Source organism: Paenibacillus sp. FSL W8-0919, assembly GCF_038003785.1.
GTDB lineage: Bacteria > Bacillota > Bacilli > Paenibacillales > Paenibacillaceae > Paenibacillus_AQ > Paenibacillus_AQ lactis.
This window is the reverse complement of sequence record NZ_JBBOPV010000001.1, coordinates 4,577,456-4,589,758: the sequence shown is the minus strand read 5'-3', so window position 1 is coordinate 4,589,758 and position 12,303 is coordinate 4,577,456. Positions and strand designations below refer to the sequence as shown.

The 12,303-nt window shown below is 46.2% G+C and carries 14 protein-coding genes; 8 read left to right on the top strand and 6 right to left on the bottom strand.

What is annotated here, in order from left to right; all coding sequences use genetic code 11:
- Positions 1-134: 134 nt before the first annotated feature.
- On the top strand, positions 135-389 hold the full coding sequence (locus NST44_RS20805) for an Atu4866 domain-containing protein (protein ID WP_007127996.1): 255 nt from the start codon (positions 135-137) through the stop codon (positions 387-389).
- An 82-nt stretch (positions 390-471) separates the two neighbouring features.
- Complete coding sequence (locus NST44_RS20800) at positions 472-1,209, top strand: SDR family oxidoreductase (RefSeq protein ID WP_007127997.1); 738 nt, start codon at positions 472-474, stop codon at positions 1,207-1,209.
- A gap of 420 nt (positions 1,210-1,629) precedes the next feature.
- Here the strand turns inward: NST44_RS20800 and NST44_RS20795 are convergent, their stop codons facing one another.
- Together NST44_RS20795 and NST44_RS20790 are read right to left on the bottom strand one after the other, a co-directional pair.
- A complete protein-coding gene (locus NST44_RS20795; protein ID WP_007127998.1) occupies positions 1,630-2,319 on the bottom strand; it encodes a response regulator transcription factor in 690 nt (229 codons plus the stop codon).
- Positions 2,309-3,067 (bottom strand): sensor histidine kinase, encoded by a 759-nt coding sequence (locus NST44_RS20790; RefSeq protein ID WP_083832584.1) that lies wholly within the window; start codon positions 3,065-3,067, stop codon positions 2,309-2,311. Before NST44_RS20790 ends, NST44_RS20795 begins: the two co-directional genes overlap by 11 nt.
- Before the next feature lie 548 nt (positions 3,068-3,615).
- Here NST44_RS20790 and NST44_RS20785 point away from each other — a divergent pair.
- Positions 3,616-4,176: a VanZ family protein gene (locus NST44_RS20785; RefSeq protein ID WP_340900516.1), complete on the top strand. Its 561-nt coding sequence runs from the start codon at positions 3,616-3,618 to the stop codon at positions 4,174-4,176.
- A gap of 61 nt (positions 4,177-4,237) precedes the next feature.
- Here the strand turns inward: NST44_RS20785 and NST44_RS20780 are convergent, their stop codons facing one another.
- The gene (locus NST44_RS20780; RefSeq protein WP_007128002.1) at positions 4,238-5,122 is read right to left on the bottom strand and encodes a LysR family transcriptional regulator; all 885 of its coding nucleotides are present in this window, start codon (positions 5,120-5,122) and stop codon (positions 4,238-4,240) included.
- A gap of 138 nt (positions 5,123-5,260) precedes the next feature.
- On the opposite strand from NST44_RS20780, the gene NST44_RS20775 reads away from it, so the two are divergent.
- From NST44_RS20775 to NST44_RS20760, 4 genes are all read left to right on the top strand, one after another.
- On the top strand, positions 5,261-6,247 hold the full coding sequence (locus NST44_RS20775; protein ID WP_340900514.1) for an MFS transporter: 987 nt from the start codon (positions 5,261-5,263) through the stop codon (positions 6,245-6,247).
- A gap of 24 nt (positions 6,248-6,271) precedes the next feature.
- Complete coding sequence (locus tag NST44_RS20770) at positions 6,272-6,478, top strand: hypothetical protein (protein ID WP_340900513.1); 207 nt, start codon at positions 6,272-6,274, stop codon at positions 6,476-6,478.
- 166 nt (positions 6,479-6,644) lie between these two features.
- The gene (locus tag NST44_RS20765; RefSeq protein ID WP_007128004.1) at positions 6,645-7,169 is read left to right on the top strand and encodes a DUF5946 family protein; all 525 of its coding nucleotides are present in this window, start codon (positions 6,645-6,647) and stop codon (positions 7,167-7,169) included.
- 15 nt (positions 7,170-7,184) lie between these two features.
- Positions 7,185-7,763 carry an MBL fold metallo-hydrolase gene (locus tag NST44_RS20760; protein WP_007128005.1) on the top strand — a complete coding sequence of 193 codons (579 nt, stop codon included), beginning with the start codon at positions 7,185-7,187 and terminating at the stop codon, positions 7,761-7,763.
- Between the two features lie 218 nt (positions 7,764-7,981).
- Here NST44_RS20760 and NST44_RS20755 read toward each other — a convergent pair whose 3' ends face one another.
- Positions 7,982-9,853, bottom strand: a complete 1,872-nt coding sequence (locus NST44_RS20755; RefSeq protein ID WP_340900512.1) for a beta-L-arabinofuranosidase domain-containing protein — start codon at positions 9,851-9,853, stop codon at positions 7,982-7,984.
- Between the two features lie 317 nt (positions 9,854-10,170).
- Between NST44_RS20755 and NST44_RS20750 the strand changes: the two genes are divergently transcribed.
- Entirely contained in the window at positions 10,171-10,953 is a 783-nt protein-coding gene (locus tag NST44_RS20750) for a helix-turn-helix transcriptional regulator (RefSeq protein ID WP_040738196.1), read from the top strand.
- Between the two features lie 143 nt (positions 10,954-11,096).
- Here NST44_RS20750 and NST44_RS20745 read toward each other — a convergent pair whose 3' ends face one another.
- A complete protein-coding gene (locus tag NST44_RS20745; RefSeq protein ID WP_007128008.1) occupies positions 11,097-11,495 on the bottom strand; it encodes a DUF3221 domain-containing protein in 399 nt (132 codons plus the stop codon).
- Positions 11,496-11,656: 161 nt separating this feature from the next.
- Positions 11,657-12,109, bottom strand: a complete 453-nt coding sequence (locus tag NST44_RS20740) for a VOC family protein (RefSeq protein WP_340900511.1) — start codon at positions 12,107-12,109, stop codon at positions 11,657-11,659.
- Positions 12,110-12,303: the final 194 nt, after the last annotated feature.

Below are 12,303 nucleotides of genomic sequence, written 5' to 3'. Positions count from 1 at the left end.
CTCTCCGCTCGAAGTTGCGATAATCGATATGTAAAAAAATGCGTTAGCGGAATGGGAGACCTATCCATAAGCAAACTTACAAGGTAGGTAAATGACAGCCCAATACACGCAAACGAGACGAGAGGAGAAATTGTATGAGTACACCAAACGAACAAAACCATCCATATGTCGGCATGTGGGTGACCAAAGACGGTTATATTCGACATGAACTGCTGCCGAACGGGCGGTATGACGAGGCACGCGGTAATCGAAAAAGCGCTTATCAAGGCCGGTATACCATTATAGGCGACCATATTGAGTACGTAGATGATACCGGGTTTACCGCAGACGGTGATTTCCGGGATTCAGTGCTTTACCACGCCGGTATGGTTCTCTATCGTGAGGAGTAGGAGATTTCCTTGTTTAGTTTATTAATTAGTTACCGTTTAATCGAACAATTAGCATAATCAAATGGAAGAGGAGAAATGTTTCATGTCAAAAATCCAGGGTAAAGTTGTTGTCATTACAGGAGCAAGCAGCGGGATTGGTGAAGCGACGGCCAAGCTTCTTGCCAGTCAGGGAGCGCATGTTGTTATGGGGGCCAGACGCGTGGAAAGACTGGCAGCTTTGGCTTCGACGATTGAGACAGAAGGAGGCTCGGTACTATTTCAACAGCTGGACGTGACGAATATCGAGCAAATGCAGTCCATCATCCGCTTGGCGCAGACCCGGTTCGGCCAAGTCGACGTCATTGTAAACAATGCCGGCGTAATGCCCCTCTCTCCTTTGGCTGCCTTGAAAATTGAGGAATGGAACCGAATGATTGACGTCAATATTCGCGGAGTTCTGCATGGCATCGCTGCAGGTCTTCCCATCATGAGAGAGCAGCAATCCGGTCATATCATTAACTTGGCTTCCATCGGTGCCTATGCAGTGTCACCAACGGCAGCAGTCTACTGTGCAACCAAATATGCCGTTCGCGCCATCACGGAAGGCTTGCGGCAGGAAGTTGGAGCAGACATTAGGGTAACGCTGGTTTCCCCGGGCGTAACACAGTCTGAGCTCGCAGAGAGTATTTCGGATGACGAGGCCAGGGAACTCATGAAAACGTACCGACGTGACGCTCTGCCTGCTTTTGCCATTGCCCGAGCTATTGCTTATGCGATTGAGCAACCGGCAGATGTCGACGTCAATGAGTTAGTGGTGCGGCCAACTGCCCAGCTTGCATAACAATGTGACAGAGAAAGGACCTGGAGCAACGGGTCTTCAAATATTGAAGGATGAATCAGGCAGTCAGTCAACCCATCGACTCGGCTGCTTGTTTGCTTCAAACTCCCCCTCCGATTCCGTCAGCGGAAAGTTTTGTTTGAAGATAGGCCTAATGGGTTAGAAGTATGCGGCAACTCCCGCCCACCCATAACCTATTGAGTTACGCTTTTTCGTCATTTGTTTATGACTACCGTGCTAGACAATTACCCTGCAATTATTGCACAGGTGTTGCTTGCCCCTGGCACCCCAACATTTTTCCGTCTTTGTTTGTTAGCACAGCTAAATCAGCAATGAGCCAATCACCTCTACTTACGAGGTTCCGAAAATTTAAAGTGGGCAACAGTGCTTTCGCACAGTGTCGCCCCCGCTTGTATTCGTTCTTCAAATCTCAATTTTATATCCGACACCCCATACCGTCTGAATGAGCTTATAGCCTAGCAATTTGTCCACTTTCTCTCGCAGGTTGCTGATGTGTACCATCACAGTATTATTGCCCTCATAATATTTTTCCTTCCATACCTTCTGGAAAATGTCTTCGGCGGGAAATACTTGCCCTGGATGACTTGCAAGTAAATATAAAATATCAAATTCTTTTGCGGTGAGGACGATTTTTTCTTCATTGTATCTTACTTCGTAACGTTTATGGTCGATCGTAAGTGGTCCAAATTGCAGGAAAGAAGAACCTTGAGATGGATTGTTTTTTGCCGGATAGGCGCGTCTCAGAAGGGCCTTCACCCTTACAATTAACTCCAAAAGATGAAACGGCTTGGTCATATAATCATCTGCACCAATCAATAATCCTTCTATCTTGTCCATGTCCTCCGATTTGGCGCTTAGCATGAGAATAGGCACGTTCTCTGTCTTTCTAACTTCCTTAGAAAACGTAAGTCCGTCCATCTCAGGCATCATCACATCTACGATTACAAGGTCAATCTCTAGTTCCTGAAAGCATCGTAAAGCTTCCAATCCAGTAGCAGCTGTGAAGACGTTATGACCTTCTTGTCGAAGTGCAAGCTCCACGAGTCTTACAATTTCCGGATCGTCGTCTACCACCAATATGTTAGCGTTCATCGATGTTCTCCCTTTCAAACAAAGTAAAGAAAGCTGTCCCGCTCTCATCACTCTTCACCCAAATTTCCCCTTGATGAAGTTCTACAATATTTTTGGCTATGGCAAGCCCGAGACCTGAACCTTCTTCCGTACGCGCCTCATCTGCTCGATAAAAGCGTTCAAAAACATATGGAAGAGAGTGCTTAGGAATCGGTTTCCCGTAATTTTTTATTTCAATACAAATCCCTTTCTCGTCCTCCTGGAGTCGGATATCAAGCCACTTACCATCCGCGCCATATCGCAATGCGTTGTTTATAATATTTTCGTATACTCGTACGAGTTTCTCAGCATCTGCATAAAGCCAGACTTCGCGACCAGGTAAACTTAAACGAGCTTCCATCCGATTGGCTTTTAATTCAGGAATATACTGAGCAGCCAGCTGTTGGAGCAATCGAGTCATATTTATTTTTTCTTTATGAAGGGTTAGCTTCGGATTTTTTGTACGAACATACTCAAACAGTTCATTAACAAGGCGATCTAAATTTTTGCTCTTCTCATAGATGATAGACGTATAATAGCGCATTTCGACTTCATCTTTGTAACGATCCTGTTCAATAATATAGAGATAACCAAGAATTGAAGTTAATGGCGTGCGTAAATCATGGGAAACAGAAGTGATTAGCTCATTCTTCGATTCTTCTGCTGCTCTCTCCTGCTGCAGGGAGAGTTCTAGCTGATGAACAAGAAATATTCTGTGCCAAATTTCCAATCAACGTACCCCGATCACTCACAGGTAATTTTACGTCCAATTTCCCTTCGGCCATCGATTGAAGCATTTGGGATACCTCTGTATAGTAACGAAATGACCGTCGAGACACAATAAACATGCTGAAAATGAGAAATAGGAAAAAAACAAAAAATATAATAGGAAACAACCTGGGGAATAGTCCGTTAAGTTCATTAACCAGGTTGATGACAAGGTTATATAGATCATCTGAAATAACTCTAATGATCAGAATAACAGCCATTAGTACAAAACAAGTTCCCCCTGCAAGCACTGCACTTATGCTGATAAACTTCGCCAGCTCCAATCGCATCCTATGATATGTAGATTCCATACAATTCACTCCATATTTAATTTTTATTAAAAATGATTAATACTCACAAAATCTAATGAACCTCAGTTCCAAGAATACTCGATCACTGCTTTTGTTTATGTAAAACTTTAAAATTCTTTAAATATACTTTACATATTCTAAACTTTCTCTTTGTAAGCTGAATAAGGAAATTAAGTTACTACGAAGGAGAGAGACTTTCATGGATTTGTTATACACTATTCCACCATTAGCCGTTTTGATACCTTTAGCACTACTGTATATCATTTTTAGGGTGATTACCTATAAAAACAAGAGAGTGACCTTACTTGAAATTTTATTTAGCGGCTATTCGTTGGGTGTCATTTATTTTGTCTTTTTACCTATTGAGCTGACCTTTGGGGTTCACCGCAATCAGGCTCCATGGTACAGCTCGATCAACTTTATTCCTATTCTAACCATTGATATGACAAGCTTTATATTAAATATTATCCTGTTCATTCCACTGGGTGCTTTCTTGTGGCTTGCGCCTCGCACCGTTTATTCCTTAAAACAAGCAATTCGGACGGGGTTGTCCGTATCATTTGGCATAGAGCTGATGCAGCTCATTATTAAACTATTACTTGGCAGCTCAAGAAGTATCGACATCAACGACTTGATAGCTAACACGATAGGATGCGTAGTAGGTTATTTCTTAATTAAACAAGCTATAAAATTCAAACCGTTTGCATCTCTTCTAAAATGGCTTCTCCCTATAAATCATCGGCTTTATAAGAAACTTTAGATAAAAAAAGACAAGGCACTGAACGGTATGGATGCTTCCATTCGCAGTTCGATGCCTTGTTTTATTTACCGAAACGGCTTGTTTCATCATCTGCCATCATACGGACAAATTCCATGGACGCGGGGGAAATCTCATCGAAAGAAATTGCGATAACTCCGATCTCCCTGGTAATCACAGGCGTAACCGGCTTAACGGTGAGCCCATGGGACACGGAGGATAGCGTAAAGTCGAAAACAAGACCGATCCCGAGCCGTCTACGGACCATATGGATCAGGGTTTCGGCGGTTTGGACGGTCAAATTGCTTTCGAGATTTAAGTGGTGCTGCTGAAGTATGCTGTTCATCGCCGCCTCATGCCCGCCTTTACAATAAATCATGTCATGCTGGTACCTTCCGAGGTCGACAACCGCCGTATCGTGCAGCTCATGATCGTCCGGAATGATCGCCACCATGTGATCCTGAACCAGGCTATAGTGCTCAAATTCCGTAAACGGGGACGCGACAAGCCCAATTTCCACGGCACGGTCGGTGACCCATTCCTTGATCTGGTCGGATACCCCCTCATGGAGTTCAATTTGAACGTGAGGATACTTGGCCCGGAACCTGGCGATAGCCTCAGGAAGTAACAGGGACGACGCAGCGGGAAACGAGCCGATTTTGATTGTTCCAGATAAGAGCTGGCTCTCCCGGCTGGCTACCTGAAAAATGCGGTTTTCAATGGATTGCATCTGCCTCGCCAATACCAGAACCTCTCTGCCGACATCGGTCAGAATGATCCCCTTCTGCCTATCCCTCACAAACAGTCTCACTTGCAGCGCATCTTCAAGCTGTTTAATCGTCTTGCTCACAGCGGGTTGGGAAATAAACAACGCTTTCGCTGCTTCGGTAATGTTTAATTTCTCGGCGGCAGCCATAAAGACATTCAGGTGGTTCAAGTTTATTTTCATCGCGCACACCTTCATAACCACGTGGTTATTCCCTTTATTACAAATATGTATTTCAGTTATGTACTATTATAACTTATTCTAATTGCACGGCAATACGGAGACATCGCACGCATTTAAGGTTGTAAGGAGGAGATTATATTGATCGATCATGCAAAAAAAGCGGGGCTTTCTCAGACCTCGGAGGGCACCCGCGTATCTACTCGCCGCATCTTGTCTACAGCTTGGATCGTTACGGCTGTATTCATGCTGTCCAATTCAGCGACGCCGCTGTATGTCCAGTGGCAGACGGCGCTGGGATTCACGAATGGAACCCTAACGGTTATTTTTGCCGCTTATATCGCGGGCTTGCTTGGCAGCCTGCTCGCAGCCGGCCAGTTGTCCGACCGGTTCGGACGCAAGGCGGTGCTTTATCCGGGTCTTTTGGCTGCGGTGGCCGCCTGTGCGCTGTTCGCATCGGCCGAATCGGTCGGCATGCTGCTGGCAGCTCGGTTGCTGACAGGCATAGCCGTCGGCGTCATCGTTTCCGCCGGCATGGCGGCGGTAGTGGACTCCGGTGGACACAGCAAGAGACAACTGGCATCCCTTGCCGCTTCCGTGGCTATGGTCCTCGGAGCCGGACTCGGGCCGCTGCTGGCCGGAATGATGGCCCAATTTCTTGCGTACCCTGTTGTGCCTGTGTATTCCGCGCAATTAATCATTTTAGCGACAGCCTTTCTGGTGGCATCCCGTCTCCCTTCCCGGCGGCATCCTACGCACGGAGAATGGAAGCTGCGCTTCCCGTCGGTCCCTAAGCATAACCGTCTGCATTTAGCGATGGGAATATCCGTGTTTGCTCCGGGCATTACCTCGACTTCCTTTGTACTGTCTCTGGGTCCGCCGCTGCTGTCCAAGCTACTGCATGTGACCAGTCCCTTGGTCGCTGGAGGAACGGCCTGTATCATGTTCTTGGCGGCCACGGGAATCCAATTCGTTGTCAAAAGGTTCTCCGTGCGCAGTCTGTTTCTCATGGGTAGTGCGGTTATCCTTTTGTCCATGAGCTGCCTGGTATCTGCTGTTATGTTATCGGCACCAGCAATCCTTGTAATAGCTGCGGTATTCGCAGGTGTTGGACAGGGGTTGGGGTAGCTTGGAGGCCTCACGCTGATCAGCTTGCATGTCCCGGAACATCGCCGCGCCGAAGCCAATGCGGTACTGAATATCGGAGGATACGTACCTGCCGCGCTGCTGCCCATCGGAACAGGTTTTTTGATCGATATGACCAGCATCTCCCCGGGTGCCTCGCTGTTTGCGGGTGTGATTGCGGCAGCTTCGGTCGCGGGGGCCGTTTTTGTAACCTTGAAGTTTAATAAAAGATAAAGACTAGAGACGGTTATCTCCATGGGCTGAATGATTCAAACATGCGGTAAACCAGGCGAATATAATTTGACTTTAACGTAGCGTTAACCCTTAAAGTGATTCTAAAGGGTGGATGCAATAGAGGAATTTTTCAATTTGATGATAATTAGCGAAGGTGAGCTTTAATATGCAGAATATAGAGCGACAAGCACAGAAAAAAGGCGTGAAGTTGAAGGCTTATGGTCAATGCCAATTTTGTGGATCAAACACTGCTGGTGGAGTTATTGAATGTTTTGACATTTTCAATCATATAGCAAGTCATTTTGTAGGAGGAAATGGTCTTTCTCAATTTATATATACTGATGCACATTGTCTGCAGCATTCGGAGGTTCATGGCAGATGGAACAACAATTTGCATCTCACCAGACAGTATTTAATACTTGAAAGAAATATAGAATGGGAGTATTCGAAACCACCTCTGTTGAGCGATATGATGGATAAATACAAATTATCGCACCCGGATGCTTTGATCCCTGCATTGCCCGTACTAGAAAGAGGAAACTTAACCGTTACGGACTTAGTAGGACTTAAACAGGATGAATTCGAGTCGATGCTATTAACATGGGCAATTGATGTATATCATGCATACAATCAGTTTCATGCAATTGCAAAAATTGTAGGTGATCTCTATATCAACAAATATGAACGATAAAAAACGGAGGACAACATGAATGTTATAAATATTGGATATGGCTCAACAAATTATTATGCAATAGAGCACCAGAAGAAGTATCTATTAATCGATACAGGCATGCCGGGTACGCTAGGAAAAATGACGAGTCAATTGCGAAAATATGGAATCAATCTGAATGCTGTTCATCATTTGATTGTAACTCACTTTCATCCTGATCATTGTGGAATCGCCCAAGAGCTACAATCCTTGGGCGTAGAATTGATGATCAGCAGAACACAACTATCTTTTCTTGAATCAGCAAATAACTTTCTGAAAAAACTGCACAATTATAAAGAAATTGAAGTCAATCCCAACAACATCATCAACGAAAACGATAAATCGGTGTTCACTAACAGATTTGGTATTCCTGGATACATTCTGCACACACCAGGTCACTCAGAAGATTCCATCAGTATTATTATCGAAGGAGTAGGTATTTTTACAGGTGACTTGCCTTTTCCAAACCACTACATGATTGAATCGAACGAGAAGGTGGATATTAGTTGGTCACAACTAAGAAGCACAAACGAAAAAAAGGTATTTCCAGGGCATGGGGATCCCTTCTCACTTTGAAAGTTGAATGAGCAGCACCTCTAAACTCGGATAGACATATAATAAATTTTGGAAATTTCTATCAACTATCGCAGGGCAATCAGGATGATGTGCTTCGCTTTGGAATGATTTTAACTTGGTCCTCTTGGTCCTATAAAGTAAAAAGCCGCGCGTATGCGGCTTAAAAAGGGACACCGTTTTTGACTTTCAAAAGCTTACTTCTCTCTGGATCTTCAGTTTCACTTCGATTTTGCACCCGTTACTTTGAAGTAAATTTGATAAGGCTCGTACCCGATATCCCGAATTCGTTTGAACGTGATGGCAGGATCCTGGTTGACTGTTTTGAAGAAATAACGCCAACTCCCCCACTCGCGCTCATTCTCGTTCTCGATGGCGGACGCGATATTCTCATCCTCCACATAGAGCTGACGTTCCGTCTCACACAAGCCCGCCAGCACTTCCGGCCCGTATCGGAAAGCACCCGTCCGTTCGTCGTCGGGCAGCGGAACAAACCGAATGCCGATTGGCAGCTTAATCGAGACGGTATCGCCTTCCTTCCATGCTCTGTGAATGTCGTAGAAGCTGCTGCTGTCTCGAGTCGTCCCCTGCAAACGGTCATTAACGTATACGGAAACCTCTGCCATGATCCACTCCGGTATGCGGAAGCGGAGCGTGAATGTTGTCGGCGCCGCAGTGGATACGATGAAATCGTACTTCCGGAAGGCAGGCATATTTTCATTCGTCGCCGCTGTATCATTAATGGCTTGATACCCAGCTGTGTTAGATGAGGATAGCAGGCTGCCGCTCATTTTGTCCTGCGTCTGTACGATCTGTATGTCGGTGCCATCGATGCTTGTGCGCAACTCGGAATCGAAGTATTGACTGATATAGATGATTTCCCCGTCCTGATAATAAATTCCCTTATTCCAGGCCGCATTCGCCTGAACCATCGTGCCATGGCAGCAGAAGAAGCTGTCGGTTTCCGTGCTCCACTCCTTACGCAGACCGGCCTTCATGGGAAGAAAATAGGTCAGCAGTCCGGTATGAGGATGCTTATGCTGACTGCCCGTCAAGCCATATTCCTGATAATAGGCTTGCGCCATAATGCCATTGTAAAGATTGTATTCGATATATTGCGCGTAGGATGGATCGCCCGTTTGACGAAATAAGAACTCGGCCAGGCGGATCATGTTATAGACCGTGCAATGCTCTTGATTTTTGTCACCCAGACGCGCCTTCATCTTCATCTTCGGCATCCAGACCTCACCAGCGGTTTGACCGCCTGTCGCAAGGCTTCCTCTCTCCGTAACCGCGCATTTCCAATACGCTTGGACGATGGACAGCCACCTGTCGTCTCCGGTAACCTCATAAGCTCTCGCACAGCCGAGCACTTCCGGGATCGTGGTGTTTGCATGCATATTCGTAAGGGGATCTTTGCCCTCCAGCAAGGGTTGAAACAGCCGACTGCGATAGTAGCGTTCCAGCAGCACACGATATTTGTCCGCCCCGGTTATGTGCAGCAGATCGGCCCATACCTCAAGCATCCCGCCTGTCTCCACATCGAGAATATCGTCGAATTGCTCTCTTGTAAAAGTGCCGCTCCAATTAACAAACCAGTCCGCGAACCGATCCACGATATCGAGCGCCTGTCGATTACCGGCATATTGCCAGGCATCGACCAGTCCCATCAATATTTTATGCAGATTGTATTGGGGCGCCCAGATGCTTTTGCCCCTTGCAATCCAGTGCAGATACTTTTCGGGAATCGGACCGACCCACTGCCCGCCGTTATCCCGTTGGCATTCATGCAGCTCCTGCACGATCGCATCCAGTTTGGCCTTTAATTCCATGTCGCCGCTTTTTTCGTAATGCATCGCCGCGCCCGACAACCAATGACCAAGAAAATGTCCGCGCAATTGGCAGACCGGCGTCTCCCAACCGCCGTGCGCACCTTCGGGAATCGTTCTGCCGTGAAATCTGCCGGCCTCCAATTGATAATTAAACAACAGATGACCGCTGTCCAGCTTCATCAGATAGCTTCTGTTCGCTCGTTCCCTGCGAATAAGATCATGCTCTTTTACAATGACCTGTTTACCCATCAATCCTTTCATCGTATCCCTCCTGTCCAGATGTCGGCCGGACGGGCTGTAACCTTTCAGCCCGGTTACCGGAACGCCTTGAAAAAGTATTTTTGTCTCCTACATAAACCGTAGAATTGGGGAATGAGAACCATCGTTGCTCCCCCACTGGTCCGGATAAACGGCCCAAATGATCGGATTGGAGCGCATGAAGATCCCCATGCCCAAGTATCATCGCATCTTAATAATTCGGGATCAGGGATAGTATAGAGGACTGACTTTTGCCGGAAAATGATTTATACTTGCTTTTACTTGATCAATTCTATTATTGCGAGGATTGCGAGGAAACGATGACAACGATTTATTATGTCGGATACGGTGCGGCCCATCCCGGCGACTTTCTGTATGATTTTCCGGAGGGTCATGATTTCTGGTTGCTTATTTTGACACATACTCCGGCCGAAATCTGGGTGCAGGGCAGCGTCAGGGAATACCCGGCCAATTGCGCCGTGCTTTTTCGGCCTGGACAGAAAATCTGGTATCGTGCCTGTGCGGAGCAATTCGTCAACGACTGGGTGCGCTTCGATACCGACGAATCCTACTTGACGGAAACGACGCTGCCGTTAGGCGTTCCGTTGCCGTTGGTAGACCCCGGCTACTTCAGCAGGCTGTTTCAACTTCTCGCTACCGAGCATTTCTTCCAGTACGACTATCGGGAATTGTCGATCGATTATTTGCTCCGGCTGATGTTCCATAAGCTGCTGGAGGCCGCCCGGGAGACGGATAGACAGCCGGACGAGCATCAATTGCTGGAGCTTCGCAAGCGGATTCACAATAATCCGGGCTTTGCATGGTCCGTTCCGGTCATGGCGGAGTCCGTCCATCTGAGTCCGAGTTATTTGCAGGCCTTGTACAAATCCGCCTTCGGCGTCTCATGCATGGAAGATGTCATTCAGAGCAGGGTCCGACTGGCCAAAGAACGGCTGTTATACGGCTCGCAGAGGATCGCTGACATTGCTGCATTGTGCGGCTACCGGAATGTCGAGCACTTCTCCAGACAATTTCGCCGAATTGCTGGCTGTACTCCACGTTCCTTCCGGAGCTCCGCAGGCGCGGCCGCTGATCAAAAATAAACCAGCAAATGCCCTCCTCCATTCGTGACAAGAAATTGTAGCGATAAAAAAAGCCGCTAAGTTAGCGACTTTCTTTGGGATCATATTCTTGACTATCGAGAGCGTTCGTAAAGGGCAGGGGTTAAAACAATAATGATGGTATTTTAATTGATTTTTTCAATACGCTTAACGAATCGAATAGGTGGAAAGGATTCTAGCTGGTCTAAGCCAGAAGTGATTTTCACTTTTTGTCCTACTTCAATTGATTCGTAAGTCTCTTTTTCAACCAAATAAAATGAAGCTTCCGGTTGGTCTTGTGCTAATTTTACAAAATACTCAAGATTACCTTTTTTTAAATCCTCCTCACTTATGTTTTGAAGAACGAAAAGTTTGTACATGTCACTTTGATCAGTCTTATATACTACAGTACCTTCGTAAACTGGATACTCCTCTTTCTTATCTTTATTTGAACAGCCAGCAACTATAAACATACTAATTAAAATACACAGCATTACTTTCTGATAATGCATTGCCGTACCTCTTTTGAAAATTTTCTTGTTCATTACATCAAGCTCCGCAAGTTTTGGTTACAGCTCCCGGGTCATAAAAGTACTGTAAGGATCGAGCGCATAGTCAGCAAATGGCCCGCACTCCAACAACCCGAAGGCAGCGTACAGCCGTCTTAGCCGGCTAAGGCAGCCTTCGCGTCCGTAAAAAACGTTACTTAATTATTTCCGATTTGTTCGGCCAAACCGATTAGAAGTCCTTCAACGCCACGAATGTAGCAGAGCCGGTACGAGTCCCCGTACTGAACAATTTCGCCAACGAGCACAGCACCATGTTTAGAGAGTCTGGATACCATTTCGTCAATGTCTTCAACGGCGAACATGACGCGCAGATAACCGAGAGCATTTACAGGAGCAGTTCGGTGGTCTGATATAGTAGGCGGGGTGAGAAATCGCGAAAGTTCAAGTCGGCTGTGGCCATCCGAGGTAACCATCATAGCAATCTCTACATTCTGTGAGCCCAGCCCGGTTACGCGACCAGCCCATTCACCTTCGACAGTAGCTCGTCCTTCAAGCTTCAAGCCAATTTCCTCGAAGAAAGAGATTGCGTCATCGAGTGAATCCACAACGATGCCAACATTGTCCATTCTTAATAATTTGTTATTTGCCATAGTTTGATCTCCTTATTGTCGAAATTTTATTACATAATCATCTTCTTGTTATTCTATGAGTGATTATTAATCCCTTCCAATTCGGTACCAACTTGTCACAGTTCGAATGTTCTTTCTTTTTCATCTAACGATATGCTCATGGCGTGGGGGTTTGACAAGAGCATATACGGTTAAAACGCAAATAGCCGCAGCTA